27 protein-coding genes and 1 pseudogene are annotated in these 25,570 nt (G+C 65.3%); 18 read left to right on the top strand and 10 right to left on the bottom strand.

Features of this window, described 5'->3' with window-relative positions; genetic code table 11:
• Positions 1-287 precede the first annotated feature (287 nt).
• Positions 288-581 (bottom strand): helix-turn-helix domain-containing protein, encoded by a 294-nt coding sequence (locus F7R26_RS20585; RefSeq protein ID WP_150986376.1) that lies wholly within the window; start codon positions 579-581, stop codon positions 288-290.
• Positions 582-794: 213 nt separating this feature from the next.
• Here F7R26_RS20585 and F7R26_RS20580 point away from each other — a divergent pair, with 213 nt between their 5' ends.
• The 10 genes and pseudogenes from F7R26_RS20580 (at position 795) to F7R26_RS20535 (ending at position 8,408) form a co-directional block, all read left to right on the top strand.
• Positions 795-1,142 carry a DUF2958 domain-containing protein gene (locus F7R26_RS20580; RefSeq protein WP_150986375.1) on the top strand — a complete coding sequence of 116 codons (348 nt, stop codon included), beginning with the start codon at positions 795-797 and terminating at the stop codon, positions 1,140-1,142.
• Positions 1,143-1,485: 343 nt separating this feature from the next.
• Positions 1,486-2,259, top strand: a complete 774-nt coding sequence (locus F7R26_RS20575) for a DUF2285 domain-containing protein (RefSeq protein ID WP_150986374.1) — start codon at positions 1,486-1,488, stop codon at positions 2,257-2,259.
• An 83-nt stretch (positions 2,260-2,342) separates the two neighbouring features.
• A complete protein-coding gene (locus tag F7R26_RS20570) occupies positions 2,343-2,633 on the top strand; it encodes a helix-turn-helix transcriptional regulator (RefSeq protein WP_150986373.1) in 291 nt (96 codons plus the stop codon).
• 26 nt (positions 2,634-2,659) lie between these two features.
• On the top strand, positions 2,660-3,505 hold the full coding sequence (locus tag F7R26_RS20565) for a replication initiator protein A (RefSeq protein ID WP_150986372.1): 846 nt from the start codon (positions 2,660-2,662) through the stop codon (positions 3,503-3,505).
• Positions 3,506-3,758: 253 nt separating this feature from the next.
• Positions 3,759-4,397, top strand: a complete 639-nt coding sequence (parA, locus tag F7R26_RS20560; RefSeq protein ID WP_150986370.1) for a ParA family partition ATPase — start codon at positions 3,759-3,761, stop codon at positions 4,395-4,397.
• A complete protein-coding gene (locus F7R26_RS20555; RefSeq protein WP_150986369.1) occupies positions 4,394-4,666 on the top strand; it encodes a chromosome partitioning protein ParB in 273 nt (90 codons plus the stop codon). Before parA ends, F7R26_RS20555 begins: the two co-directional genes overlap by 4 nt.
• Positions 4,663-5,207 (top strand): annotated as a pseudogene (locus F7R26_RS20550) (DUF2840 domain-containing protein). Before F7R26_RS20555 ends, F7R26_RS20550 begins: the two are co-directional and overlap by 4 nt.
• Positions 5,204-5,803 (top strand): S26 family signal peptidase, encoded by a 600-nt coding sequence (locus F7R26_RS20545; protein ID WP_150986366.1) that lies wholly within the window; start codon positions 5,204-5,206, stop codon positions 5,801-5,803. Before F7R26_RS20550 ends, F7R26_RS20545 begins: the two are co-directional and overlap by 4 nt.
• A complete protein-coding gene (locus tag F7R26_RS20540) occupies positions 5,800-6,429 on the top strand; it encodes a hypothetical protein (RefSeq protein WP_241754377.1) in 630 nt (209 codons plus the stop codon). The genes F7R26_RS20545 and F7R26_RS20540 overlap by 4 nt, the downstream gene beginning before the upstream one ends.
• Positions 6,426-8,408: a relaxase/mobilization nuclease domain-containing protein gene (locus F7R26_RS20535; protein WP_050873407.1), complete on the top strand. Its 1,983-nt coding sequence runs from the start codon at positions 6,426-6,428 to the stop codon at positions 8,406-8,408. Before F7R26_RS20540 ends, F7R26_RS20535 begins: the two co-directional genes overlap by 4 nt.
• Before the next feature lie 47 nt (positions 8,409-8,455).
• Here the strand turns inward: F7R26_RS20535 and F7R26_RS41490 are convergent, their stop codons facing one another.
• The 8 genes from F7R26_RS41490 to F7R26_RS20500 all read right to left on the bottom strand — a co-directional run bounded on the left by F7R26_RS41490 (position 8,456) and on the right by F7R26_RS20500 (position 15,982).
• The gene (locus tag F7R26_RS41490; protein WP_253279287.1) at positions 8,456-8,848 is read right to left on the bottom strand and encodes an enoyl-CoA hydratase/isomerase family protein; all 393 of its coding nucleotides are present in this window, start codon (positions 8,846-8,848) and stop codon (positions 8,456-8,458) included.
• 31 nt (positions 8,849-8,879) lie between these two features.
• A complete protein-coding gene (locus F7R26_RS41485) occupies positions 8,880-9,173 on the bottom strand; it encodes an enoyl-CoA hydratase/isomerase family protein (protein ID WP_253279286.1) in 294 nt (97 codons plus the stop codon).
• 110 nt (positions 9,174-9,283) lie between these two features.
• Complete coding sequence (locus F7R26_RS20525) at positions 9,284-10,066, bottom strand: SDR family NAD(P)-dependent oxidoreductase (RefSeq protein ID WP_015014604.1); 783 nt, start codon at positions 10,064-10,066, stop codon at positions 9,284-9,286.
• Between the two features lie 30 nt (positions 10,067-10,096).
• Positions 10,097-10,882, bottom strand: coding sequence for an enoyl-CoA hydratase/isomerase family protein (locus F7R26_RS20520; RefSeq protein WP_027015145.1), 786 nt, complete (start codon positions 10,880-10,882; stop codon positions 10,097-10,099).
• Between the two features lie 11 nt (positions 10,883-10,893).
• Positions 10,894-12,075, bottom strand: a complete 1,182-nt coding sequence (locus tag F7R26_RS20515; RefSeq protein ID WP_027015144.1) for a thiolase family protein — start codon at positions 12,073-12,075, stop codon at positions 10,894-10,896.
• A gap of 27 nt (positions 12,076-12,102) precedes the next feature.
• Entirely contained in the window at positions 12,103-13,770 is a 1,668-nt protein-coding gene (locus F7R26_RS20510) for a long-chain fatty acid--CoA ligase (protein WP_043373381.1), read from the bottom strand.
• A complete protein-coding gene (locus F7R26_RS20505) occupies positions 13,767-14,834 on the bottom strand; it encodes a CaiB/BaiF CoA transferase family protein (RefSeq protein ID WP_043373378.1) in 1,068 nt (355 codons plus the stop codon). The genes F7R26_RS20510 and F7R26_RS20505 overlap by 4 nt, the downstream gene beginning before the upstream one ends.
• A 2-nt stretch (positions 14,835-14,836) precedes the next feature.
• The gene (locus tag F7R26_RS20500; RefSeq protein WP_012436220.1) at positions 14,837-15,982 is read right to left on the bottom strand and encodes an acyl-CoA dehydrogenase family protein; all 1,146 of its coding nucleotides are present in this window, start codon (positions 15,980-15,982) and stop codon (positions 14,837-14,839) included.
• A 194-nt stretch (positions 15,983-16,176) separates the two neighbouring features.
• Here F7R26_RS20500 and F7R26_RS20495 point away from each other — a divergent pair, with 194 nt between their 5' ends.
• Positions 16,177-17,217: an AraC family transcriptional regulator gene (locus F7R26_RS20495; protein ID WP_027015141.1), complete on the top strand. Its 1,041-nt coding sequence runs from the start codon at positions 16,177-16,179 to the stop codon at positions 17,215-17,217.
• A 331-nt stretch (positions 17,218-17,548) separates the two neighbouring features.
• The gene (locus F7R26_RS20490; protein WP_172671677.1) at positions 17,549-18,598 is read left to right on the top strand and encodes an MBL fold metallo-hydrolase; all 1,050 of its coding nucleotides are present in this window, start codon (positions 17,549-17,551) and stop codon (positions 18,596-18,598) included.
• A 188-nt stretch (positions 18,599-18,786) separates the two neighbouring features.
• Here the strand turns inward: F7R26_RS20490 and F7R26_RS20485 are convergent, their stop codons facing one another.
• On the bottom strand, positions 18,787-19,164 hold the full coding sequence (locus F7R26_RS20485) for a transposase (RefSeq protein WP_051962189.1): 378 nt from the start codon (positions 19,162-19,164) through the stop codon (positions 18,787-18,789).
• Between the two features lie 169 nt (positions 19,165-19,333).
• Here F7R26_RS20485 and F7R26_RS20480 point away from each other — a divergent pair, with 169 nt between their 5' ends.
• Genes F7R26_RS20480 through F7R26_RS20455 form a run of 6 tightly spaced genes read left to right on the top strand, consistent with a single transcriptional unit; the run spans position 19,334 to position 25,402 of the window.
• Positions 19,334-20,701, top strand: a complete 1,368-nt coding sequence (locus tag F7R26_RS20480; protein ID WP_012436225.1) for an MFS transporter — start codon at positions 19,334-19,336, stop codon at positions 20,699-20,701.
• Between the two features lie 24 nt (positions 20,702-20,725).
• The gene (locus F7R26_RS20475; protein WP_043373373.1) at positions 20,726-22,507 is read left to right on the top strand and encodes an acyl-CoA dehydrogenase; all 1,782 of its coding nucleotides are present in this window, start codon (positions 20,726-20,728) and stop codon (positions 22,505-22,507) included.
• Between the two features lie 24 nt (positions 22,508-22,531).
• Positions 22,532-23,281, top strand: coding sequence for an electron transfer flavoprotein subunit beta/FixA family protein (locus F7R26_RS20470; RefSeq protein ID WP_015014594.1), 750 nt, complete (start codon positions 22,532-22,534; stop codon positions 23,279-23,281).
• Positions 23,282-24,214 carry an electron transfer flavoprotein subunit alpha/FixB family protein gene (locus F7R26_RS20465; protein ID WP_043373371.1) on the top strand — a complete coding sequence of 311 codons (933 nt, stop codon included), beginning with the start codon at positions 23,282-23,284 and terminating at the stop codon, positions 24,212-24,214.
• Between the two features lie 17 nt (positions 24,215-24,231).
• Entirely contained in the window at positions 24,232-25,146 is a 915-nt protein-coding gene (locus F7R26_RS20460) for a LysR family transcriptional regulator (RefSeq protein WP_027015136.1), read from the top strand.
• Between the two features lie 25 nt (positions 25,147-25,171).
• Positions 25,172-25,402: an EexN family lipoprotein gene (locus F7R26_RS20455; RefSeq protein WP_027015135.1), complete on the top strand. Its 231-nt coding sequence runs from the start codon at positions 25,172-25,174 to the stop codon at positions 25,400-25,402.
• The last annotated feature ends 168 nt before the right edge of the window (positions 25,403-25,570 follow it).

The following is a 25,570-nucleotide window of genomic DNA, read 5'->3' as shown; positions in this document are numbered from 1 at the left end:
CATCACCAGGGCTCGTGTCGAGTTGCTTCCGTCTGCGTTGAGTCTGTGGCTGCAAGAATGGCCGGGCGTGTCGGTGCGGTGCACCGCCGGGCTTTTCGGGCCACGCCCCGTGCCGACTTCGCCGTCACGGCCGTCCGGCTCCAATCCCTCACGCCTTCGCGCCTACGGCGCTGCGCGCTTCACTTGCCCTCCGGGGATCGGCACAAGGCCCATCCCCGCCGCGTTGCACTTGGCGCCCCTTGAACACCGCCGAACCGGCGGCGCCGGATCGGCCGGGCCGACGCCCGTTACCGCACATCCTCTTTCTTCGTCACGGCTTTCAGCTCCTGCCGCACCTGCGCGAGAAGCTGCTCGGCCTGCTGTGCGTCGTCGCCAGCGTAGGCCAGCGTCAGTAGCGTGAGCGGATGGATTTCCATGACCTCGCACAGCTCGGCCAGCTTGTTCAGGGTGGGGCTTTTGCGATCGCGTTCCAGCGAACTCATATAGGTGCGGCTGGACACGTCGGAGAAGGCTTCCTGGCTCAGACCACGCGCCTTCCTGATGGTTTTCAACGCCTCTGACAATGTGTGCTTCGCCGCCACTCTTGGAACTCCCCAAAATCCAAGATGACATCCGATTGCGCCCTATAGGGCTACAATCTATAGTGTTCATTCAAACTGCCAGGCGCCTTTCTGCTTTTACGGAAACCCGTTTTTACGGATGCGGACAGAACCACAAAGCCGCATCCGTGCCTTGGCGTGAAGCCGCAAATGCGGCTTCACGCTTCAGCGGATTTGTTCAATAAGGGGCCGCCGATGAACCGACTCATCACCGAGGACGAGCGCAGGGAGTTGCTGGCCCACGGCCAGGCCCGTGCCGACGGCGAGGCCATCGACCCGCTGCCCGTCGTGCGGCTGTTCACCCCGGATGCACACGCCATCTGGCTGCTGACCGCGCTCGATCCCGCTGATGCCGATACGGCCTATGGCCTGATCGACCTGGGGATCGGTATGCCCGAGCTGGGCCACATCAAGCTGTCCGACCTGGCTTCCATCGTGGGGCCGCGCAAGCAGCCTGTGAGGCGGGATCGGTATTTCCAGGCAGTTCGCCCGCTGTCGGAATATCTGCGGCAGGCCCAGGAGAACGGTTCCGTCCTTGATTGAACCGCCATGCTCCGGCCAAGCGAGGCGCATTGAGACTATTTCGATCTCATTCCAGACCTGTCGGGTCTGAATTCAGACCATTGCATCAATCCCAGGCGGGTATGACCCAATCAGTCACGATCCTTTTTACAGGTTCGGGCACGGTGTTTCTTGCCGCGTGCCCCATTCTGGTCAGGCGGCCGTCGTTTTCGGACGGGATTCGCAACGCACCGGAGCCAATTGATTTTGATACCGCATGTTACATGCTTGAGTTGATGCAGATGATGTTTTTGATCTGGATGCGGTAGCTCCGTTTCTGATTCGCCCGTGGCGGCGTTCCTGCGGTTCGACAGGAGTTTTCGCCATGGTCAATCCTCATCACGTCGCGCACTGGTATCCCACTGCTGCGTACCTCTACATCCTGGGCCTGGACATGTTGGCGTTGGCCTGGGAGTACCTGCGCAGACACCCCGACTACCGGCTCGACTGGCTGCGCCACCATCGCCGGCGACAACCAGCACATTCAGCGGCACATGCAGCCGCGCAGCGCTGGGGCTTGCGCCTGTGGGAAGACCCGGCCTTGGATGCGCGTGACGCGCATCCGGCCTGGCTGCCTGGCCACGATGCCGTGGTGCAGCTCTACCCGGATGCCGATCCGCCGCCCGAGGCGGACGTTTTCGATGTCTGGCGCATCCCTGGCCACAAGCAGTTGATCCACGATGGCAAGGGGCTCGCTCTGATCGCACGCAGCCCCGGCCGTTGGCAGCGCTTCGCGCTCGCGCCCGGGTTGGAAGACGGCATGGCCGTCGCCCATGCCCATCGCGGTCGCGGCACCACCCATGCGCCCGACACGCCCGCGCCCATGGCGCGGCCCAGGCCGCCGCCTTCGGCGCTGCTGGAGCTTCACACCCTGCAGGCGCTCGACGCCACCCTGGCGGGTGCGTCCTTGCGGGAGGTGGGCGAAGGACTGTTCGGCGCGGACGCCGTGGCCGATTGGTACACCGACGGCGGCCTGCGTTCCAAGGTGCGCCGCCTGGTGCGGCGCGGCGAAGCGCTGATGTGCGGCGGTTACCGCCGCCTAGCACAACTGCCCCCGCTTGAGAAGGGTCGTTTTGAAGGGGACGCAAAACGACCCTGAGCAAGAGGGCTTCGTTTTCTGAGACTGCCTCCATCCGGTTGCGCTGTGTGGCCGGAGCCCTGCAACCGATGGAGGTTCTCACCATGCGTCCTGCTCCCTTGCGGCCTGCCGCCGCTACCGCCACTGCCTCGACCGCTGCCGCGCAACCGCAGCGCTATCTCACCAACGACGAAGCGGCCGACTACCTGCGGCTGTCGCCGCGCACGCTGGAGAAGCAGCGCGTCCTGGGTGGTGGCCCCAAGTTCCGCAAGTTCGGCCGGCGCGTCATGTACGCCGTGGCCGACCTCGATGCCTGGGCTGCCGACCGCAGCTTCGAGAGCACATCCGATCCCGAGTACGCCGAGCACCACTCGGCGGACAGCCGTGCGCGCTGACCGCTGGAGCGCGGGAGGCCATCGCCATGTCCAGCCCCTCCGGGGCCGTCCGGCAAGAGCGCGAACAGCTCGACCTGTTCCGCGCCCTGCCGGGCGACATGGCGCCGCGCGACAGCCAGGACTTGATGGCCTTTCCGTTCTTCTCTCTGGCGAAGTCGCGGCGCACGGCGCCGATCGACTTCCAGGCGGGCGGCGTGACGATCCGCGTGGAAGGCACGGCGGAGCATGGCATCGCCACGATCTGGGATGCGGACATCCTGATCTGGGCGGCCAGCCAGATCGTGGAAGCCCGCGATGCGGGCCTGCGCCCGTCGCGCCTGATGCAAGTGCGTCCCTACGAGATCCTGCGCTTCATCGGGCGCGGTACGTCGCTGCGCGACTACCAGCGCCTCAAGGCCGCGCTGGATCGTTTGCAGTCCACGACGGTGGCCACCTCCATCCGCGAGACGACCGGGCGACGCTTGCACCGCTTCTCGTGGATCAACGAATGGAAGGAGCTGGCCGACGCCCGCGGCACGCCGCTGGGCCTCGAATTGATCCTGCCCGACTGGTTCTACGCGGGCGTACTCGACGCCGCCCTGGTGCTGACCATCGACCCGGCGTATTTCCGGCTGACGGGTGGCATCGAGCGCTGGCTGTACCGGCTGGTGCGCAAGCACGGCGGGCGGCAGCCGGGGGGCTGGCAGTTCGATTTCCAGCACCTGTACCGCAAATCGGGCAGCGTGGCGCGGTACTACGACTTCGCCGCCGACTTGCGGATGCTGGTGGCACGGCAAGCCCTGCCGGGTTATCTGCTGGGCATCGAGTATGTTTCCTACCTGCCTTCGCCGCTGCTGACATTCCGGCCCGTGCCGGCCACGGCACGGGGATAACTGCGGCAAAGCCTGTGGACGGGCTCGTGCTATCAGGCAACGAAAGTCTCGTGCTATCAGGCAACGAATCCTCGTGCTATCAGGCAACAAAACCGCCCGCAAACCCAGTTCTGGCGCGGGTTTGCGGCCTCTCTAACTTCCCTAACTTAAATTCTCTAACTTTTAGTAGAAGCGCCGCGCCACGGTGGACAACCACTCCGCGGCCAGCAACGCAGCGGCAACAGCCGGGCTTTCCAACACGGAGGGCCAGGCCATGATCGTTGCTCTGCTCAACCAGAAAGGCGGCGTGGGCAAGACCACGCTCGCCACTCACATCGCCGGCGAGCTGGCGATGCGCGGGCAGTCGGTCATCCTGCTGGATGCCGACCCGCAAGGCTCCGCGCTGGACTGGACGCAGCGCCGCAGCCAGCAAGGTTTGCCACGGCTGTTCGGCGCTGTGGGCCTCGCCCGCGAAACGCTGCACCAGGAGGCGCCAGAACTCGCCAGGCGGGCCGATCACATCGTCATCGACGGCCCGCCGCGCATCGCCGCCTTGGCGCGCTCCGCGCTGCTGGCGGCCGAGCGCGTGCTGATTCCTGTGCAGCCCAGTCCCTACGACCTGTGGGCCAGCGCCGAGATGGTGGCGCTGATCCGCGAGGCGCAGGTGTTCCGGCCTGCGCTTCGCGCGGCCTTCGTCATCAATCGGCGCGTCAGTACCACCGTGATCGGGCGCGAAGCACGCGGCGCTCTGGCCGAGCAGCCACTGCCCGCGCTGCGCTCGGAAGTGCATCAGCGCATTGTTTTCGCCGACAGCGTGGCCGCTGGCCGGCTTGCACGCGAGGCGGCGCCCGACAGCGCCGCCGCCCGCGAGATCACCGCGCTAGTGGACGAACTGCTGCGGTGGCCGTCATGACAGCGAAACCGCCACTCAGCAGCAAACGCCCGGCCAAGCGCGTCGGCATCGGCGCGCGCCCACCGGCGAATCCGCACGCTGAGGCGTGGATTCGCCAGGGCAGCGCCGACGACCTCCAGAAGGGCGACCTCTACACGGCCCGCCTGACCCTCGACATCACGCCCTCCATGCGCTCGCGCATCAAGGTGTCGGCCTTCACGCAGGGCGTGACGGTGGCCGATCTGCTGCGCGCATTGCTGGAACGGGAGTTCCCGGAGCAAACACCATGACTGCATGCGCTTTGCCTGCCGCTGACGCGGCCACGGCGGCACCGTCGCCACTGCTGGCCGCGCTCGCTGCGCAACCAGCCTCAACGCCGCTGACGCGCGTTGCACTGGCCTATGTTGACCAGCGCATCGACATTTATCTGCGCTTCGGCGAGCCGGCGCACATCATTCGGTTCGACCGCTGGCGGCGCTGCGCGGTGTTCCTGCCGAACGCCGTGTTCTGCCGCATCCGCTGGCAGTCCAACGACTACGGCACGATCCGCTGGCAGCTCATGGTGATGCAGACGTGCACGCCATTGGATGGCGCGCAGCGCATCCCCGGCGTGCAGCCGGGCGCGCGCTTGCTGCTGCACGCCGAAGGCGAAACCAGGTGCGCGCCGTGCTGGAGCGCATCGACGCCATCGAAGCGCTGGGCATCGCGTCTGCTGCCGTCTCGCCCGCGTACTGGCGCACGCTCGCCAACCGGCTCGCTGCGCGCCTGCCGTTGCCTGAATACACCGCCGAGAGGCACGCCGCCTGCCTGGCAGGGAGGGCGTTGCCATGACGATCCTCTCCACCATCGCCAGTACGTCCGGTGGCACGTTGCGTCCTCGCTCGCGCCTGCGCGCTCGCCTCGGGCTGGCGGGCCTGTCCGCCTGCGGCCTCGCTGCGCTGGCCTGGGCGTCCTTCGTGCACCCGCTGCCACGCCTGACCTACAACCCGTCCGATAGCGTGGCGGTCGGCTGGTATCGCGTCGATCCACTCGATCCGCGTACGGGCTCGCTACCAGCGTCATTGCGCGTGGGCAGCATCGTGCTGACCACGCTGCCGCCGGACGCTACTGCGCTGGCAGCGCAGCGCGGCTACCTGCCGACGCGCGTGCCGCTGCTCAAGCGCGTGGGCGCGATGGCACCGCAGGAGGTGTGCATCACTGGCGGCAGCGTCCGCATCGACGGCGTGCCGTCGGCCGCCGTGCTGTCCGCCGACCGCTGGGGCCGGCCGCTGCCATCCTGGAGGCAGTGCCGGCAGCTCCAGCCCGGCGAGCTGTTTCTGCTCAGTGTCACCAACCCGGCGTCTTTCGATAGCCGGTATTTCGGGCCGGTCAGCGCTGCCGCCGTGATCGGCGTGGCGCATCCGGTCTGGCTGGAGAAACGGCCATGACCGCCGCACTCGCGCTGCACGTCGCCGTGCATTGCGTCGTGCCACCGGGCATGTCGTCTCGGTGTATGGCGTCGCGCACTCGCGCATGTCGTGCGCGTGCATTCGCACCGCACTTCACGCGGCACTTTGCGCGGCATTCGGCGCTGCTGTCCGATGTGCCACTGATTGCACCGCAGGCCGGCGACTCGCTGCGCATCGGCGTACAGCCCGTCGTGCTATCAGGCGTGTTCGCGCTGATACAGGTGCCATGTCGCTGCACATGGCGTGCCCGTGCCTTCGCGCGGTACGCCGCGCTGCATTCGGCGCAGCCGTCCAAAGTGCAGGCGTCTTGCCTCGAACATGCCGGGCCTGTGGCCCTGGCCGCGTTTGCCGGGGCGCTGGCTGCTCACGCAGCAGCGCCACCGGGCCGCAGCGGCCGGGAGCGGATGCGGGAGGCCAATGCGGAAGGCAAGACAAAAGGGTTCGGCACCTGTCGGCCCGCAAAGCCAGTCTGCACATGGGGGTGGCGCGACACGCAGCAGCTTCGCCACCGTGCCGCGTGGGGCGCGAAGCCCGCGCCGATGCGGGCATGTCCGCGTGCTTCGCACGCCCGGACACGCCAGAACTTGCAAGGAGCACAGCCATGACCGACCGTCGCGACGACGATTTCCGCATCCGTCCCAGCGCCCCGAAGAACCGGGGCCAGAGCTTCGTCTCCAAGGTACTCAAGCAGGCGGGCAAGGCCAGCAGCGGCAAGTCGGCGGTGCGCCGTCCTGGTGGCAGTAGCAAGAGTGCCGGCTCCGGCCAGCGGCCCGGCTCACGCTTGGGACGCGGCCACACGGCGGCGCGCTTCGCGGGGGCGAAGCTCACGTCCATGTCGCGGCGTGTGACCATCAAGACGCTGCTGCTCAATCAGCACCGAACCAGCCCGCAGTCGCTTGCCAAGCACCTGCGCTATATCGAGCGCGATGGTGTGGGCCGCGATGGCGAGTCGGGCCAAGCCTACGGGCCGCAGACCGATGCCGCCGACCTCGATGCGTTCAAGGAACGCTGCGCCGACGACCGGCATCACTTCCGCTTTATCCTTTCGCCCGAAGATGGCGCGGAGCTGGAAGACCTGCGCACCTATACCCGGCACCTCATGGGTCGCATGGAGGCCGACCTTGGCACGGGCCTCGATTGGGTGGCCGTCAATCACTGGAACACCGACAACCCGCACACGCACATCGTCGTGCGCGGGCGCGACGACACCGGCAAAGACCTCATCATCGCGGGCGACTACATCGCCGATGGGTTCCGCCATCGCGCCGCCGAACTGGCGACCGAATGGCTGGGGCCACGCACCGAGCTGGAGATCCAGCAGACCTTGCGGCGCGAGGTGGATCAGGAGCGGTGGACGAGCCTGGATCGCACCTTGAAGCGCGAGGCCGGCGACGATGGCATGGTGCATGTCGAACGGCTCAACGAACCCCGACTGCAACGCCAGCGTCTGCTGCTGATCGGCAGGTTGCAGCGTTTGCAGCGCCTGGGCCTGGCCGACGAGGCCCAGCCCGGCACGTGGACCGTCCACAACGATGCGGAAAAGACCCTGCGCGCCCTGGGCGAGCGCGGCGACATCATCCGCACCATGCAGCGGGCCATGCGCGGCGAGCCGCGCGAACTGGCGGTGTTCGAGCCTGGGGACGATGGCCGAACCATCCTCGGCCGCGTGGCCGCGAAGGGGCTGGCCGACGAACTGCACGACCGGGGCTATCTGGTCATCGACGGCGTGGACGGCAAGGCCCACTACGTTGCGCTCAACGCCCGCGACGAGCTGGCGAACTATCCGACCGGCGCCGTGGTGGAGGCAAGGAGATCGGCTGACGTGCGCGCGGCCGACAAGAACATCGCCGCGTTGGCGAGCGATGGCCTGTACCGCACCGACCACCACCTTGCCATCGCGCAGGGTCAGGCCGTGCCCGGCCGCGATCCGCAGGAAGTGGTCGCGTCCCACGTCCGCCGGCTGGAAGCCTTGCGCCGTGCCGGTATCGTGGAACGGGTGGCCGAGGGGCTATGGAAGGTGCCGGACGACCTGCCCGAGCAGGGCCGTCGCTACGATGCGCAGCGCCTGGGCGGCGTGGCGGTGGAGCTGAAATCGCACCTGCCCATCGAGCGGCAGGCCCGCGTGATCGGAGCCACCTGGCTCGACCAGCAGTTGATCGGCGGCGGCTCGGGCCTGGGCAACCTGGGCTTTGGCAGCGAGGTCAACCAGGCGATGCAGCAGCGCGCCGAATTCCTGGCCGAACAGGGGCTGGCAGAGCGGCGCGGGCAGCGCGTAATCCTCGCGCGCAATCTATTGGCGACACTACGCGATCGGGATGTGATTCGGGCTGCCAAGGATATTGCCACCGAAACCGGGCTGGAACACCGTCTGGCGGCCGATGGCCAGCGCGTGACCGGCATCTACCGGCGCAGCCTCATGCTCGCCAGTGGCCGCTTTGCCATGCTCGATGATGGTATGGGGTTCAGCTTGGTGCCATGGACGCCGGTCATCGAACAACGACTCGGCATGCTGATTTCTGGGCAGGTACATGGTGGCACCCTATCCTGGCAAATCCGACGGCAGCAGGGTTTATCCGTTACCTGACGCCAGCAGCGATTGAGCACCTACCGACCGGATGCGTCTACAGCCGTTCAGCGTCCGGCAAACTGCGGGACTCGCTTTGCGACGAACGCGTGAACCGCTTCCAGCGAATCTGTGGTTTTCGAGGCTCGATTCATTTCGGCCGCCTCCAGCCTCAATGAGGTCGCCAGATCACTCTCGAAGGCAGCGAGTTGCAGGCGCTTGGCGCCCGCATAACCTTGCGTTGGTCCGACCGAAAATTGCACCGCCATACGCCGCGCTTCGCCCAGCAGGCTCTCGCCAGGAACCACTTTCTCGACCAATCCCCAGGCCAAGGCCTCGTCCGAACTGACTACGCGATTGGTCAAGATCATGTCTCGTGCGCGTCGTCCACCCACTGCGCGTGGAAGTAGCCAGCTGATGCCGAAATCCCCCGCGTATCCGAGGCCGGTATGGGCCGCCACAAACTTCGTCCCACTTGCGGCAATCAGGTAGTCAGAAGGCCAAGGCAAGCCCGAGACCGCCTCCGGCTACCGCGCCTTGTACGGCGCAGACTACCGGGAACGGCAGGCTGGCGAATTGAGGAATCATGCTTTCGGCCACTCTCAGTTCGTCATCGACCAAGGTAGACAACGCATCGCCTGCGGCCACCATTTCTTCGATGTCGCCTCCGCAACTGAACATCCGGCCCTCGCCGCGCAGCGGCAAAGCTCGGATCGAGCCATCGCGTTCGACATCTGCAATGACACCAGCGAGCACGTTTACGACCGACGTGCTCAACGCATTCATTTTTTTGGCGAGTTGAGTGTTATGGTCGCGACGGCACCATTCTTTTCGAGAATTACCGGATTTCCAGGCATGCTGACGTTCCCTGATTGATCAAAATTTCAGCGTCAGCGTCAGCGCGGCGCCATGCGAATGGCACCATCCACACGAATGGACTCGGCATTCATGTAGCCGCAAGTAACGAGAAACTCGACGGCCTGCGCGAATTCATCGGGGTCGCCTAAACGCTTGGGGAAGGGCACGCTGGCCGCCAGCGCCTGTTTGACGTTGTCCGGCAGACCCAGCAGCAACGGTGTACCGAAGATCCCCGGCATGATGGTGTTGATCCGGATCCCTTCGTCCATCATGTCGCGCGCGATTGGCAGGGTCATGCCCACGATGGCTGCCTTGCTGGCCGCATAGCTGGCCTGGCCGACCTGGCCGTCCTGCGCGGCGGCCGAAGCAGTGTTGACGATGGCGCCGCGGTCGCCATCGGCCAGCGGCGCGAGCGTCAACATGCCCGCAGCTGACTTGGCGATGCAGCGGAAGGTGCCCACCAGGTTGATCTGAATGATGCGATTGAAACGATCTGCCGCGCATGGGCGGATTTCGCCGGTTTTCTTGTCGCGGCTGACAGTCTTGACGGCATCGGCAGTGCCGGCGCAGTTGACCAGAATGCGTTCCTGCCCAATGGCCGCGCGGGCCTTGGCGAAGGCGGCGTCCACCTGCTCCTCGGACATCACGTCCACATTGCAGTAAACGCCGCCGAGTTCGCTAGCCAACGCCTGGCCGACGGTTTCGTTCATGTCGAAGATGGCGACTTTGACGCCATGGCTGGCCAAACGCCGGGCCGTGGCGGCTCCCAGGCCGGAAGCGCCCCCGGTGATGACGGCAGAGATGTCGGAGTTCAGTTGCATGGTTTTTCCTCGATGGGTGAGAAACAGGCGTTATTGGCCGGTAAAGTTGGGTGTGCGCTTGCCTAGGAATGCCGCTTGCCCTTCCAGGTTGTCGGCCGAACGCAAAGCGACGAGGAAATTGCGCTTCTCATGCTCCAGGCCTTGCGCGAGCGGAGTCTCAAAGCTGGCCAGTGCCGCATCTTTCGCCAGCGCCACGGCCAGCGGCGAATTGGCTGCAATCCGGTTGGCCATCGCCAACGCCGTCGGCAGGGCCTGGCCATCAGCCGTCACTTCGGCGACCATGCCTGCATCGCAAGCCTTGCGGGCGTCGATGAAATCGCCGGTCAGCAACAGGGCCATGGCCTTGGACTTACCGATAGCGTGGATCAGGCGCTGCGTGCCCCCGGCACCCGGAATGGCGCCCAGCTTGACTTCCGGCACACCAAAATTGGCAGACTCGCCAGCGATCGCGATGTCGCAGGCCAGCGCTAATTCTGTGCCGCCGCCCAGCGCGAGCTTTTCCACCGCTGCGATGACGGGCTTGGGGAAGCGCTCCAGTTCCGACCAAAAGTGGCCGCCTGCTGCCGCACGATCGCCCAGCAGTGGCTCGGCGCGCAGCGCATCGAAGGCCGTGATGTCGGCCCCGGCGCAGAACACGCCCTCGGCGCCGGTGATGATGACCGCGCGCACGGTATCGTCGTCGCGCAGTTGCACAAGCTGCGCACGCAGGCCATCGAATACCGCGCGGTTCAAGCTGTTCTTCGCGCGCGGGCGGTTGATGGTCAAGGTGGCGATGGCGCCATCGCGGCTGACGAGCACTTCGCTGGCTTCGCTCATGGTGGCCCCGCTCATCCAAGCCGCTCGATGATGGTGGTGTTGGCCGTGCCCGAGGCCTCGCAAATCGTCTGCAGGCCATAGCGGCCGCCCCGGCGCTCCAGCTCGCACAGCAGGTCAGTGAGCATGCGCGCGCCGGTAGAGCCCAGCGGATGGCCGATGGCTATCGAGCCGCCGTTGACGTTGAGGCGGTCGTCCAGGATGCCGAACTCCTGCTGAAACATCAGCGGCACGCCGCCGAAGGCCTCGTTGACTTCGAACAGATCGATATCGTCGAGGGTCAGACCCGATTCCTTCAGTGCCTTGCGGGTGGCGTCGAGCACGGCGGTGAACTGGATCACCGGGTCGGCGGCTGCCACGGCGGTGCTGACGAAGCGCGCACGCGGCTTCAGGCCGTATTGCTTGGCGTAGGCACGGCTGGCGATCAGCAGCGCGGCGGCACCGTCGCTGATCTGCGATGAGTTGGCGGCCGTGGTGGCGCCGTCGGCGGCAAACACGGCTTTCAGCGTGGCCATCTTCTCGGGGTTGGGGTCCGCGCGCACGCCCTCGTCGGCGGCGACGATCGGGCTGTCCGGATCAGCCGGATCCTCGGTCAGCCGCACCAGTTGATCCCTGACGCGGCCAGCCTGCGAGGCCTCGGTGGCCCGCCGATGGCTACGCACGGCGAAGGCATCCAAGGCCTCGCGCGTGAGACCGAAGCGCTTGTTCATCAACTCCGAGGAAGCGCCCTGCGGTATCAGCGGGTTGTCCTGGTAGCGCGCCAGTTCGCTCGGGCTGTATTGCGAGCCCAGCGGCGCGCCGGGCTTGAACGACGGCGGCATGGGGGCCTGCGACATCGACTCGACCCCGGCACCGATGACCAGTTGGTAAGCGCCCGCCCGGATGCCATGCACGGCAAAGCTCACCGCCTGCTGGCCCGACCCGCATTGCCGATCGACCGTCACCGCCGGCACGGATTCGGGCAGCCCCGCCGCCAATACGGCATGACGGCCCAGGTTGCCGTGCTGCTGGTCCCACTGCAGCACGCAGCCGACGATCACATCGTCCAGATCGGCCGGGTTGATGCCGGAGTGCTCGACCAGTTGGCGCAGCGTCTCGCCCAACAAATCGACGGGATGCCATTTCTGCAGGCGCCCGCCGCGCTTGCCCACGGGGGTGCGCAGCGCACCGACGATGACGGGTTCATGGTCATTCATGTTGTTCTCCTGGTTCAAAAGGTTGGCTCACTCGGCGTAGCGGCCCGCATGCTCGGCGCGGATGCGCTTCTTGTCGAGCTTGCCGACGCTGGTCTTGGGGATGGCTTCGACGAACAGGACCTGATCCGGCCACTGCCACTTGGCGAAGGCGCTGCCCAGGTACTCCTTCAGTTGTTCCTGGGTCGCCTGCTGGTCGGGCTTGAGCACCACCAGGGCTAGTGGCCGTTCCTGCCACTTCGAATGCGGAACGCCGACCACGGCGGCGTCGCGCACGGCGGGGTGGCCCATGAGCAGGTTTTCCATGTCGATGGAAGAAATCCATTCGCCGCCGCTCTTGATCACGTCCTTGATGCGGTCGGTAACTTTGAGGTAACCGTTCTCGTCCACCGTTCCGACATCGCCCGAGCGCCACCAGCCGTCTTCCAGGAAACGGTCTGCGGAATCAGGCATGTCGTGGTATCTGGCCGTGATCCAGGGGCCGCGCACGCAAATCTCGCCCGCTGACTTTCCGTCGTGCGGCAAGTCCTTGTCGTCGGCATCGAGGATGCGAATATCCACCCCGGTCAGCACCAGACCCTGCTTGCGCTTGAGGTTCCACTTCTCTTCCTCGGTCAAGCGCTTCTTGAGCGTGGACTTGAGGCGGTTCATCGTCACCAGCGTCGTGGCTTCGGTGGCGCCGTAGGCGTGCACCACCTCAGCACCCGTGAGGTCGTAGAAACCGATCATCATCGACAGCGGCGGCTCGGAGGCGCCAGACAGCATGCGCATGCGGCTGAAGTCCGGCTTGACCTGCATCGTCTCGATGTACTGCAGCATGGGCTGGAAGATGGCCGGTGCGCCGTTGGTGATGGTCACACCCTCAGCGATCATGGCGTCAACCAGCGGCTTGGTGTCTTCGGCAGCGTAGCGGCCCGGCAGCACGATCTTGTCGGCCAGCAGCGTGGCGGCCTGTGGCAGGCCCCAGCACTGCCCGTGGAACATGGGCGTGATGAGCATGACGCAGTCGTCCAGCGTCATGCCCAGATTGGTGGCCATGGCCGTGGAGTGCAGATAGATGCCGCGGTGCGAGTAGTACACGCCCTTGGGCTTGCCTGTGGTGCCGGTGGTATAGCAGGCGCTGTAGGCCGAGGTTTCGTCGATCTCGGGCCAGTCGATCTTCGTGTCGGCGGCGGCCAGCAGGTCTTCGTAGTGCAGCAGCGGTTTCAGCGTGGTCTTGATCTGGTCCAGCGGCTTGTCGGTCATGACAATCCAGCCCTTGATCTGGGGCGAATTCGCTGCGACGGATTCGGCAAGGGGTAGCAATGACTCGTCTACGCAAACGTAGGACACCTTGCTGTGGTCGACCACGTAGCCCAGGTCCTCTGGGCCCAGGCGCAGATTCATCTGCAACATGACAGCACCCAGGCCGGGAATAGACCAGTACAGCTCGAAGTGACGTCGGCTGTTCCAGTCCAGGATGCCGACCCGGTCGCCGGGCTCGACACCGAGCGCGCGCAGTGCATTGGCGCTGCGGCAGATGCGCGCGTAGCAGTCCGCGTAGGTGTAGCGATCCCAGCCGCCATCGGGTGTGCGGTAGACGATCTCCTGGTCCCCATGGGTGCGCGCGGCGTGCCGGATCAGCGTCGTGGTGTTGAGCTGGCGGTCGTTGCCCGTGGTGGACGGGCAGCCGCGGACGATGTGGGTGGTAGCAGTCATTTCTTTGTCTCCTGGGTGGTGGTTGCGTTGAGTGCCTGGAACCGTGGGGCCGAGGCCGCTTCGATGGCGCCGAAAGAGGTGGTCTGGTAGATGCCCCGTGCCGCGTTGTGCGGATGCCGCACTGCCTCGGCCAGGCTGAGCACGGGTGCAAAGCAGGCGTCGCTGCCTTCAAGCAGCGCGCACCAGTGCGCCTGGGGCTGGGTGCGGATGAGGGCCGCGATGCGCTCCTTCAACGCTGGCCACGCCGCCGTGTCGTACTGGTCTGCAGGGTTCACGTCCGCCAGGCCCAACTTGGACAACAGCAATGCGTAGAACGGCGGCTCGATCGCGCCGAGGCTGATGAAGCCGCCGTCGGCGCAGACGTACACGTCATAGAACGGCGAATCGTGGAACGGGCTCGGCTGTGCGCCGTCGATCTGCCCGTTGGCGCGAATCCAGTGCACCAGCGTGCCCAGCATGGCCACGATGTCCACGATGGCTGCGTCCACAACCCGGCCACGGCCGGTGGCCCGTGCATCGACCAGCGCGCAGGCGATGCCAAAAGCCATGCCTAGCGCCCCGGCACCGTCCCCGAGTACCGAGGGCGGCACGATGGGCGCCTGCCCCCTGTGCGCCGACAGCGACAGCAGGCCCGTCAGCGCGACGTAGTTCAGGTCGTGGCCCGCGGCGTGGGCAAGTGGCCCGTCCTGGCCCCAGCCCGTCATCCGGCCATAGACCAGCCGGGGATTGAGCGCCGCGCAATCTGCGGGGCCGAAGCCCAGCCGCTCCATCACCCTTGGGCGAAAGCCTTCGATCAGAGCGTCGGCCTGGGCAATCAGTTCCAGTGCGCGCGCCTTGCCACCGGGCGACTTCAGGTCGATGACCTCGACCTTCTTGCCGCGGTGCAGCGGGTTCTCCACCGCCCCGCCCAGCCGCTGCGCCCCAGCAGCCTGCTCGGCCCGTGCCAGCGCGATCACCTCGGCGCCCATGTCGACCAGCATCCTGGCGGCCAGAGGGCCTGGACCGATGCCCTCAAACTCCACCACACGGACGCCGTGCAGAGGCAACTGCAGCGTGTGCGGCATGTTCACAGCTTCCTCGAAACCAGGTCTTTCAGGACCTCGTTGGCGCCGCCGTAGATCTTCTGCACTCGCGAAGCGGCATACATCCGCGCGATCGGATACTCGGCCATGTAGCCGTAGCCGCCGAACAATTGGAGACACTCGTCCACCACGCGGCACTGCTGTTCGGTGCACCACCACTTGGCCATGTAGGCGGCCTCGTTGTCGAGTGTGCCGTCCAGCAGTCTCTGTGTACAGTCGTTGACGAAGCTGCGCACCACATGCGCGATGGTCGCCATCTCGGCCAGCTTTTGGCGCGTTGTCTGCATGTCGAACAGAGGCGCACCGAATATCTTGCGCTGCTTCGTGTATTCGATGGTGAGCTCCAACGCCCGGTCGATGACGGCCGCCGCCGGCACTGCAATGACCATGCGCTCGTAGGGCAGCGCGCCCATCAGTTGCCCAAAGCCTTGGCCTTCAACGCTCCCCAGCAGTTGGTCGGCTGGAACGCGCACGCTGTCGAAGAAGAGCTCCGCCGTGTCCGAGGCCTGCATGCCAATCTTTTCAAGCAGGCGGCCCACACGAAAGCCTGGCAGGTTCTCGGTCTCCAGTACGAACAGCGACACCCCTTTGCTGCCCGCGCCACTGGTGCGCGCCGCGACGATCAGCAGGTTTCCGGTGAAGCCGTTGGTGATGAAGGTCTTGGCGCCGTCGATCACGTAGTAGTCGCCGTCGCGCCGGGCCCGGGTGGAGATGGCCTTCAGATCCGAGCCGCAGCCCGGCTCGGTCATCGCGATTGCGGCCAGCATCTCGCCGTTCGTCACCTTGGGCAGCCAGCGCTGCTTTTGCGCTTCGGTGCCAAAGTCCAGGATGTAATGCGAAGCGATGGTGTGCACCGCGATATTGACCGGCATCTCGGCCTTGGCCAGTTCGTCCTGCACCACCAGCTGGTAGGCGAGGCTGGCGCCGGCACCACCATAGGTCTCGGGCATCTCGGGCAGCAGAAAGCTCATCCCGCCGAACGGACGCCAGACCTCGCGCGGGATGTAGCCCTGGCGGCGCCATTCGTCGAGCCGGGGAGTGAATTCGGCGGCAACGTAGCGACGCACCTGCTCGCGAAAAGCGTCGATCTCGTGGTCCATCCAGGCGTGGCGATACAGCTGTGGCAGCATGGGCATGTCTCCTTGTATGTTGGCTTCTGACCCCGCACCGGGCGTTCCGCACAGCGCCACTGCCGAAGTGTTTTTGGGGATGCGACAATCGTAATAATTGGCCCCTGCAAGGGCGATAGCGGATTGCCTCAATCAACTGACAAATAACTTCTTTTGGCCCGCGCGACCGGCGTTGGCTCCTTCGATCACACGCAATGCTGCAACCCGTCTTCACCGCTCCTATCTTTGCCGTGCATGGCCTGCTGGACGGCGCGCGCGGCAAGGGGCTGGCCACGCAAGAATGGCTGAAGGGCGTGCTGGGGCGCGCCGGCATCAGCGAATCGCTGCTGGAGCTCGAGGATTCGCGCGTAACCGTGGAGCAGTTCAACGCGCTATTTATCGCTGTCAAGGACAGCCTGAACGACGAGTGCCTGGGCTACCTACATGAGCGACCCATGCGCCCGGGCAGCTTCGCGCTAATGGTGCGCAGCGCGTTCACTGCCCATTCGTTGTCATGCGCCCTGCGTCGCCTGAGCGAATCCTTCGCCCTGCTGCAGGACGACGTGACGCTGGTGCCCGTGACCGAGGGCGCGCTGGGGGGCTTCGCGCTGGAGATGCGCGGCGGCCCGGGCGCACATGCCGAATTCCTTCATGCACATCTGCTGCGCGTGTTCTGGCGCTTGTTGCTGTGGCTGCACGGCGGCCGGCTGGTGCCGCAGCGATTCGACTTCAATTTTGCGCTGCCGCTCCATGCGATGAGCTACGGGCGCATCTTTTCCGGTTCGCTGTGCTTCGGGCAGCCGCGCACGGCCGCCTGGTTCGACGCCGACGCCTTCAAACTGCCGGTGCGGCGCGATCGGGACGCGCTGCAGTCCTTTCTGCGCGCCACGCCGGGCAACGTGGTGGGGCCGCACCTGAACGAGCGCAGCGCCAGCGCGCGGGTCCGCATGGTGCTGCAGCTGGCCAACCCCGAATGGCCCGACCTGCCCGTCACCGCGCAGCGCCTGCATATGTCGGTGAGTGCGTTGCAGCGGCACCTGGCCACCGAGGGCACTTCCTTCCAGGCACTGAAGGACCAACTGCGGCGCGACATGGCGATCGTGCGCCTAACCAGCAGCGAAGCCTCGCTCATCGCCATCGCCGCCGACCTGGGCTTCACCGACAGCACCGCCTTCCAGCGCGCCTTCAAGGTCTGGACCGGCAGCGCGCCGGGAGCCTACCGCGCCCGCTCGCGTAGCCCGCAGCACCCTACATAGAGGCATTCGACCAATTCCGGCACGGCCACGAGGCTGTAGCCGACCACCGAGAAGATCGGCGCCTTCATAGCTGCCGGGTCTTGGCCCACATCGAGCGAGGCTTTCGTGCGCTCAAGAGACTGTTTGCAGCCCTGGCAGTTGCACCGACGGCAGCGCAGCGACAGGCTGCGCCAGGAAGCAGACGCTTTCCGTCAGCCTATCGAGGTCATTCGTCATTGCCACCGTTGAGGCTGACTTCTAAGCTTCCTAAGCTAAAACTGAGCTCGCACTGCATAGGAGTGATGGCTCTGCGCCATTAGGAGCAGCACTGCCAGAATGTAAATCAAGCATCATGACCCACGCAGCCCCGGCACTCTCGTATCCGTTCTCGGATCTCCCACTCCCTGGCCAAGCCACGGAAATCAAGCCTGGTGTGCTGTGGCTGCGCATGCCGCTGCCGTTTTCCCTGGATCACATCAACCTCTGGGCATTGAGCGACGGTCCTGGTTGGGCGGTCGTGGACACGGGCATTCGCAGCGTGGACGTCAGGAACGCGTGGCTCGCCTTGCTCGCTCCGCAGGGGCCGCTAGCCGGCCGACCCATCTCCCGTGTGATAGCGACGCACATGCACCCGGATCATGTGGGCATGGCGGGATGGTTGACACGTCGCTTCGAATGCGCGCTTTGGATGACACGAGACGAGTATTTGAGCTGTCGGGTGATGCTTGCCGATACGGGGCGGGAAGCGCCAGTCGATGGCGTTCGCTTCTATCGGAGGGCCGGATGGAGCGACACCGAGGTGGATGAGTACCGCACCCGGTTCGGTGACTTCGGTAAAATGATCCATCCATTGCCTGACAGCTTTGTGCGGCTCACGGATGGCCAGATGTTGCGGATCGGGGACCAGGAATGGGAAGTCATCGTCGGCACAGGACATTCCCCCGAGCACGCGTGCTTCTACTCGCGCGAACTGGATTTGCTGATATCGGGGGATCAGGTTCTTCCCAGGATCAGTTCCAATACCTCCGTGTACGCCACCGAGCCGCATGCGAATCCTCTGCAGGGCTGGCTCGATTCCATCGACCGGTTGATGCAACGCGTACCTGGGAGCGCCCTGATTCTGCCTGCCCACAACGAACCTTTCCATGGCCTGCACCTACGGTTGGAGCAACTGCGTGCGAGCACCGTCAGAGGCACCGACCGCGTCAGGCAACAACTTGCGCAGCCTCTGAGGGTCATCGACCTGGTTCGCGCCCTGTACCGTTCGTCCATTGTTGCGGAGCAAATGCACCTCAACCTCTCGACCGGAGAGACGCTCGCCCACCTAAACTATCTCGACCAGCGTGCGGAAATCGTGTCTGCAGAAGACGAAGACGGCGCAATGCGCTATCGGCTCGCCTGATGCACTAATTTGCCCTCAAGGATATAGAAGTAACCCAATCAAGCCTGTCATTGACTGGGTTCTTTGCTGATGTGTTTCGAGAGCAATGAGTCCTTGCACCAGCGCGTCGTGTACGGCCTCCAGTTCTTTGAACACCGTGTTGGCAAACCAATCCTGGCACGGCACCTTCCACAGATGCTCGACCGGGTTCAGCTCAAGGCTGGCAGAAACTCTAGGCGCATATTCTGTGGCACATCCAAGTGACCCGCGATGTGCCAACCCGCCTGATCCATGACCATCATGATGAAATCGACGGCATGGCGTCGCGCCATCTCGGCCAGGAACACCTGCATCGTCTCAGCGTTGGCCCAGGGCAGCACCAGAGAGTCAATCACGCCATCGTGCGTGCTGACGGCGGCGAAGGCCGTACAGGGTCTGGCGTTGAGGCGTGCGCCGACGATGGGGCGCGAGCCCCTGGGCACCCAACACTGCCGGGGTGTTCCCAGCAGGCAGAAGCGCCCTTCGTGCTGGAATATCAGCCGCACGCGGCGACCATATTCAGCTTGACGCCTGACCTCTTGGCGCACTTGAACAGTGCTCTCAGAAAGGGGCCGTTTGTCATTCGATCGGGGCGCTTCGTCATCGCGGCTCGCAGCACCGGCACCTAGGATTCCTTGTGTGCGCTGGACGACATGTAGCGGAGCGGCGATGACCGCCGCCCCACGATCCAGAGCCTAACTCAAAGGAGACAAACACGTGTGCCAAATCGACATGCAGAAGCTCGCCGACGACGCTCGCTTTAACCGCTTTCATGCCAAGGTGCTTCTGTGGTGCCTGTTGATTCTCATCATCGACGGCTATGACATCGCCGTGGTGGGCATCGCCCTGCCGTCCATCATGCAGCAGATGGGCGTGAACGCATCGACTGCCGGTTTCATGGCCAGTTCGGCCCTGTTCGGCATGATGTTCGGCGCCATGGTTCTGGGCACGCTGTCCGACCGGATTGGTCGGCGCTGGGCCCTCTCCATTGGCGTCATGCTGTTCAGCGTGTTCACCGCGGCCGCCGGATTCACCAAGGATCCCATCAGCTTCAGCGTGGTGCGCTTCATCGCGGGCCTGGGGATTGGCGGTGTGCTGCCGGTCATCGTGGCACAGATGGTCGAGTACTCGCCCAAGAAGATCCGCAGCCTGATGACGGCGCTGATGACTTCGGGCTACGCACTGGGCGGCATCCTGGCCGCGGTGCTCGGCAAGCAGCTGATCGGCGAGTACGGCTGGCAGGTCGTTTTCATCGCAGCGGGTGTGCCGGTCCTGCTGATTCCGTTCATCCTGAAGCTGGTGCCGGAATCAATGACCTACCTGATCTCGCGCAGCCGCAACGGCGAACTGGCCGAAGTGGCCCGTAATCTCCAGCCGGGAGTCAAGCACCCGGCGGACGCCCAGTTCGTCGTGCCCACCGCCGACCGCGTGGCGGGTGCGCCGGTCTCCCGGCTGTTCCAGGACGGGCGAGGCCCGAGCACGGTGCTGTTCTGGATCGCCTTCTTCTCGGGCCTGTTCATGGTCTATGCGCTCAGCAGCTGGCTGACCAAGCTGATGGCTATGGCTGGCTACAGCCTGGGGTCTGCCCTCAGCTTCGTGATCGCGCTGAACGTTGGCGCCATCATCGGTGCCGTGGGAGGCGGGTGGCTCGCCGACAAGTTCAACATCAAGTGGGTGCTGGTGGGGATGTATGCGCTGGGCGGCGTGCTGCTGTACCTGATGACGTTCCAGACCTCGACCGAGCTGCGTTATCTGATCATCGGCGCGGTCGGCGCCTGCACCACCGGCGCGCAATTGGTGGCCTATGCCTACTGCGGGCAGTTTTACCCGATGTCCATCCGCTCGACCGGCATCGGCATGGCCTCCGGCGTGGGGCGCCTGGGCGCGATCGCGGCGCCGCTGCTAATCGGCCAGATCGTTGCGCTTGAGCTGCCGCTGGAGCAGAACTTCCTGGTGATCGGGGCTTTCGGAATCATCGGCTCGATCGCTCTGGCGTTCATCAGGCATGGCGGCCCGGCGTCGGTGGGCCCGCAAGAGGCTGCACGCGAGTTGCGCCCGTCGCAACAGACGCCGCAAAACGCCTGATCGTAGCCATCAAGGAAATTCGCTGTGTCTGTCTACATAGCCCCCCTGCGCGAAATGCTGTTCGCCATGAAAGAGGTCGGCGGCCTGGACGCGATCTGCGCCCAGCCCGACCATGAAGAAACCACGCCCGACCTGGTCGAGGCCATCCTGCAGGAGGCGGCTAATTACGCCGCTGGCGTGCTGGATCCGCTCAACCGCCCCGGCGACGTGCAGGGCGCGCGCTGGCACGATGGTCGGGTCACGCCCGCCGACGGCTTTCGCGAAGCCTGGGCCAGCTTCTGCGAGAACGGCTGGAACGGCATGCCCGCTGCCACCGAATGGGGCGGCCAGGGCCTGCCCACGCTGGTCTCCACCGCCGTGCTGGAGATGTGGAAGTCGTCCAACCTCGCGTTCAGCCTGTGCCAGATGCTCACGCTGGGCGCGGTGGAGGCCATTGCGCACCATGGCAGCGACGCACTCCAGCGCCGCTTCCTGGCACCCATGGTCGAGGGCCGCTGGACGGGCACCATGAACCTCACCGAGCCCCAGGCCGGCTCTGACCTGGCCGCGCTGCGCAGCCGTGCCGTACACGAGGGCGACCACTACCGCGTCAGCGGCAACAAGATCTTCATCACCTGGGGCGAGCACGACATGGCCGAGAACATCGTGCACCTGGTGCTGGCGCGCCTACCCGATGCGCCACCGGGGGTGAAAGGCATCTCGCTGTTCCTGTGCCCGAAGTACCTGGTCAACGACGATGGCACCCTGGGCGAACGCAACGACTTGGCCTGCACGTCGATTGAGCACAAGATGGGCATCCACGGCAGCCCCACGGCGTCGATGAGTTTTGGCGACAGCGGCGGCGCTATCGGCTACCTGGTCGGCGAGCCGCACCAGGGGCTGGCCTGCATGTTCACCATGATGAACCACGCGCGGCTGAACGTTGGCCTGGAAGGCGTGGGCATTTCCGAGCGCGCCTACCAGCGCGCACGCGCCTATGCGCTGGAGCGGGTGCAGGGCAAGCCGCTGATCAGCGGCAGCACCGCCATCGCAGGCCACCCGGACGTGCGGCGCATGCTGATGGACATGAAGGCCCGCACCGAGGCCATGCGCGCGCTGGCCTACTTCTGCGCCGGTCAGATGGACCGCGCCGCGGGCCACGCCGATGCGCAGGAGCGCGCGCAGGCGCAGGCCCTGGTCGGCCTGCTGATACCGGTGGTCAAAGGCTGGTGTACCGACAGCGCGCAGGGCATCACGTCCGACGGCGTGCAGGTGCATGGCGGCATGGGCTACGTCGAGGAAACCGGCGCCTCCCAGCACATGCGCGACGCGCGCATCACGACCATCTACGAAGGCACCACGGGCATCCAGGCCAACGACCTGATCGGCCGCAAGCTGGCACGCGAGGGCGGGCGCACGCTGAAGGCGCTGCTGGGCCGCATCGACGGCGATGCGCGCCGGTTGGTCGAATCGCCCGATGCAGTGCTGGCGCAGATCGGCCGCGCGTTGGCAGCCGCTGCCCAGGCGCTGGACGAAGCGGTCGACTGGCTGCTGGCCCACGACGGTCAACCCGCGCAGTGCGCGGCGGGCGCCGTGCCCTTCCTGCGGCTGGCGGGCACCGTGATCGGCGGCTGGCTGTCGGCGCGCATGGCCGAAGCCGCTACCGCGCAACTCGCGGCGGGCGCGGGCGATGCGGGCTTTCTCGGTACCAAGCGCGCCACAGCCAGCCATTACGCGGCGCATGTCCTGGTGCAGGCGCCGATGCTGCGCGACATCGTCACGGGCGGCGCCGCCAGCACGCTGGCCCTGGCGGACGATCAACTCTGAATGATCCTGAAAGGAAACCCTCCCATGAAAATCCTGGTTCCCGTCAAGCGGGTGGTTGACTACAACGTCAAGGTCCGCGTCAAGAGCGATGGCAGCGGCGTGGACATCGCCAATGTCAAGATGAGCATGAACCCCTTCGACGAGATTGCCGTCGAAGAGGCTGTGCGGCTCAGGGAGAAAGGCGCGGCAACGGAGATCGTCGCCGTCTCGTGCGGCGTGTCTCAATGCCAGGAGACGCTGCGCACCGCCATGGCCATCGGTGCCGACCGCGGCATCCTAGTCGAGACCAATGAAGAACTGCAGCCGCTGGCCGTGGCTAAGCTGCTCAAGGCCCTGATCGACAAGGAACAGCCCGGCCTCGTGATCCTGGGCAAGCAGGCCATCGACGACGACTGCAACCAGACCGGCCAGATGCTGGCGGCGCTGGCCGGTCTGCCGCAAGCCACCTTCGCCTCCAAGGTCGAGCTCGCCGGCGACAAGGCAGCCGTGACCCGCGAAGTGGACGGCGGCCTGGAAACCCTTAGCCTCACGCTGCCCGCGGTCATCACCGCCGACCTGCGTCTGAACGAACCGCGCTACGTCACCTTGCCCAACATCATGAAGGCCAAGAAAAAGCCGCTGGACACCATCAAGCCCGAAGACCTCGGCGTTCAAGTCGCCCCGCGCCTGAAGACCCTGAAGGTGACCGAACCCGCCAAGCGCGGCGCCGGCGTGAAGGTGGCTGACGTGGCCGCCCTGGTCGAAAAACTCAAGAACGAAGCGAAGGTGATCTAAATGTCGGTACTCGTTATTGCTGAACACGACAACGCATCCATCAAGGGCGCAACCCTGAACACCGTGACGGCTGCAGCCGCTTGCGGTGGCGACGTGCACGTGCTGGTGGCCGGCCACAATGTCGGCGCTGCCGCACAAGCCGCCGCCCAGATCGCCGGTGTCGCCAAGGTCATCCACGCCGACGCCGCAGGCTTGGCCCACGGCCTGGCCGAGAACGTGGCCGCCCAGGTGCTGGCCATCGCCGGCAACTACAGCCACATCCTGTTCCCGGCCACGGCCGGCGGCAAGAACGTGGCCCCCCGCGTGGCCGCCAAGCTCGACGTCGCCCAGATCAGCGACATCACCAAGGTGGTGAGCGCCGACACCTTCGAACGCCCCATCTACGCCGGCAATGCCATCGCCACCGTGCAAAGCAGCGACGCCACCAAAGTCATCACCGTGCGCACCACCGGCTTCGACGCCACAGCGGCGACCGGAGGCAACGCAGCAGTGGAAACGGCAACCGCAGCGGCAGACACCGGCAAGAGCAGCTACGTGGGCAGCGAAATCGCCAAGAGCGACCGGCCCGAACTGACGGCGGCCAAGATCATCGTCTCCGGCGGCCGTGCGCTGGGCAGCAAGGAAAAATTCGACGAAGTCATCACCCCGCTGGCCGACAAGCTGGGCGCGGCCATCGGCGCGAGCCGCGCGGCGGTGGATGCGGGCTACGCGCCCAATGACCTGCAGGTGGGCCAGACCGGCAAGATCGTGGCGCCGCAGCTGTACGTGGCGGCGGGCATCTCGGGGGCGATCCAGCACCTGGCGGGCATGAAGGACTCCAAGGTGATCGTGGCGATCAACAAGGACCCGGAGGCGCCGATCTTCAGCGTGGCCGACTACGGGCTGGAGGCGGACCTGTTCGCGGCTGTGCCGGAACTCGTCAAGGCCTTTTAACTTGGATGAGATACACCATGGAGCTTCGGCATTTGCGTTGCTTTATAGCGGTGGCCGAAGAACTTCACTTTGGCCGCGCAGCGGAAAAGCTGCACATCGATCAGTCCCCTTTGTCGCGCACCATCAAGGAGATAGAGGAAGAGCTCGGGGCGCAACTGTTCACGCGAACCACGCGAAGCACCCGCCTGACCTTTGCCGGAATGGCATTCCTGGAGCGGGTGCCGCGAATCTTCGAAGCTCTGAAACAGGCGTGTGACGGCGTCAAGTCCGCCGCCAGTGGGTTTCAGGGACAGTTGCGCATCGCTTTGTCCGATGGCATCACGCCCTCGCGAATGCCGACGCTGCTGGCACGGTGCCGAGAGGAAGATCCAGAGATTGACATTCGGTTATTTGAGGTGCCGTTGGACCAACAGATCAAGGGTCTGCACGATGACCTGTATGACGTCGGCTTTTCGATGGCCGAAGAGGTGGGCGACGGCATTGTGGTCAGGCCTGCGTGGGAAGACGAGCTGATGGTGGCGGTCCCAGCTCGCCATCCTGTGCTGGCCCACAAGCACGTTCCGTTGGAAGAAGTGCTGCGCTATCCGCTGGCGCTATGCGATCCGGCGATATGCGAAGGCCATGCACGCCAAGTTGATCGCGTTTTGCAGCGCTACGAGCAACAGCCACTGATCGCCCAGCGCGTGGCGTCCTATGAGGTGATGATGACCTTAGTCTCCGCCGGATTGGCACTTGGTTTGGCGGGCGCCGCGCACATTGCATCCGGCCGTGGGCCAGGTGTTGTGGCCCGGCGCTTGGCGGGCAAGTCGCAGATGCTGGCCACGTATCTGCTGCACCGTGACGTGGAGCCCTCCGAAATGCTGGCTCGGTTCATCGCACGAGTGGACTCCATTGATTCGGCGGATGGCTCCAGCGCCGCCGAGGACTCCTGATCCACCTGCTGAAAGGACCCAAGCCATGCCCCGATTCCTGTCGCTGCTGATGGCCGCTGCACTGACAGCCTCCTGTGGGCCATCCCAACCGACGGAAACCGTGGACTTCCTCGTGGCCCATCCTGAGCGTCTCAAGGAAGTCCAGCGCCTGTGCAAGGAAGAGCGCGCGAAGGCCGGCGAAGAACTCTGCCGACGTGCCGCCGAAGCCGCGAATCGCCGCTTCTTCGGTGATCGGCCGGAGCAGAAGCCTCAATAGGGCACCCCTCCGTCGCGGCGCCGCGACGAAGGTCTCACTGTTACCTCATCACGCCGCAGCGCGCTCGCGCATGCGGCATTTTTATTGTCTTCGCCACAGCAATAAGTCTGGCTCTTTTGGCCTGAATCCCCGCCACAACGGTCTTTGACCGACCTGCACGCTCGCCTT

This window comes from Cupriavidus basilensis, assembly GCF_008801925.2.
Taxonomy (GTDB): Bacteria; Pseudomonadota; Gammaproteobacteria; order Burkholderiales; family Burkholderiaceae; genus Cupriavidus; species Cupriavidus basilensis.
Note: the sequence above shows the minus strand (reverse complement) of the source record. Positions and strands in the feature narration are given on the sequence as shown.

What these genes read in the sequence shown, in the direction of transcription:
- F7R26_RS20575 (WP_150986374.1), top strand. Translation starts at nt 1,486, where the DNA reads ATGGTCAATCCTCATCACGTCGCGCACTGGTATCCCACTGCTGCGTAC.
- F7R26_RS20535 (WP_050873407.1), top strand. Translation starts at nt 6,426, where the DNA reads ATGACCGACCGTCGCGACGACGATTTCCGCATCCGTCCCAGCGCCCCG.
- F7R26_RS20545 (WP_150986366.1), top strand. Translation starts at nt 5,204, where the DNA reads ATGACGATCCTCTCCACCATCGCCAGTACGTCCGGTGGCACGTTGCGT.
- F7R26_RS20540 (WP_241754377.1), top strand. Translation starts at nt 5,800, where the DNA reads ATGACCGCCGCACTCGCGCTGCACGTCGCCGTGCATTGCGTCGTGCCA.
- F7R26_RS20455 (WP_027015135.1), top strand. Translation starts at nt 25,172, where the DNA reads ATGCCCCGATTCCTGTCGCTGCTGATGGCCGCTGCACTGACAGCCTCC.
- F7R26_RS20570 (WP_150986373.1), top strand. Translation starts at nt 2,343, where the DNA reads ATGCGTCCTGCTCCCTTGCGGCCTGCCGCCGCTACCGCCACTGCCTCG.
- F7R26_RS20505 (WP_043373378.1), bottom strand. Translation starts at nt 14,834, where the DNA reads ATGCCGCACACGCTGCAGTTGCCTCTGCACGGCGTCCGTGTGGTGGAG.
- F7R26_RS20565 (WP_150986372.1), top strand. Translation starts at nt 2,660, where the DNA reads ATGTCCAGCCCCTCCGGGGCCGTCCGGCAAGAGCGCGAACAGCTCGAC.
- F7R26_RS20515 (WP_027015144.1), bottom strand. Translation starts at nt 12,075, where the DNA reads ATGAATGACCATGAACCCGTCATCGTCGGTGCGCTGCGCACCCCCGTG.
- F7R26_RS20465 (WP_043373371.1), top strand. Translation starts at nt 23,282, where the DNA reads ATGTCGGTACTCGTTATTGCTGAACACGACAACGCATCCATCAAGGGC.
- F7R26_RS41485 (WP_253279286.1), bottom strand. Translation starts at nt 9,173, where the DNA reads ATGAATGCGTTGAGCACGTCGGTCGTAAACGTGCTCGCTGGTGTCATT.
- F7R26_RS20510 (WP_043373381.1), bottom strand. Translation starts at nt 13,770, where the DNA reads ATGACTGCTACCACCCACATCGTCCGCGGCTGCCCGTCCACCACGGGC.
- F7R26_RS20520 (WP_027015145.1), bottom strand. Translation starts at nt 10,882, where the DNA reads ATGAGCGAAGCCAGCGAAGTGCTCGTCAGCCGCGATGGCGCCATCGCC.
- F7R26_RS20495 (WP_027015141.1), top strand. Translation starts at nt 16,177, where the DNA reads ATGCTGCAACCCGTCTTCACCGCTCCTATCTTTGCCGTGCATGGCCTG.
- F7R26_RS20580 (WP_150986375.1), top strand. Translation starts at nt 795, where the DNA reads ATGAACCGACTCATCACCGAGGACGAGCGCAGGGAGTTGCTGGCCCAC.
- F7R26_RS20490 (WP_172671677.1), top strand. Translation starts at nt 17,549, where the DNA reads ATGACCCACGCAGCCCCGGCACTCTCGTATCCGTTCTCGGATCTCCCA.
- parA (WP_150986370.1), top strand. Translation starts at nt 3,759, where the DNA reads ATGATCGTTGCTCTGCTCAACCAGAAAGGCGGCGTGGGCAAGACCACG.
- F7R26_RS20500 (WP_012436220.1), bottom strand. Translation starts at nt 15,982, where the DNA reads ATGCTGCCACAGCTGTATCGCCACGCCTGGATGGACCACGAGATCGAC.
- F7R26_RS20525 (WP_015014604.1), bottom strand. Translation starts at nt 10,066, where the DNA reads ATGCAACTGAACTCCGACATCTCTGCCGTCATCACCGGGGGCGCTTCC.
- F7R26_RS20470 (WP_015014594.1), top strand. Translation starts at nt 22,532, where the DNA reads ATGAAAATCCTGGTTCCCGTCAAGCGGGTGGTTGACTACAACGTCAAG.
- F7R26_RS20460 (WP_027015136.1), top strand. Translation starts at nt 24,232, where the DNA reads ATGGAGCTTCGGCATTTGCGTTGCTTTATAGCGGTGGCCGAAGAACTT.
- F7R26_RS20555 (WP_150986369.1), top strand. Translation starts at nt 4,394, where the DNA reads ATGACAGCGAAACCGCCACTCAGCAGCAAACGCCCGGCCAAGCGCGTC.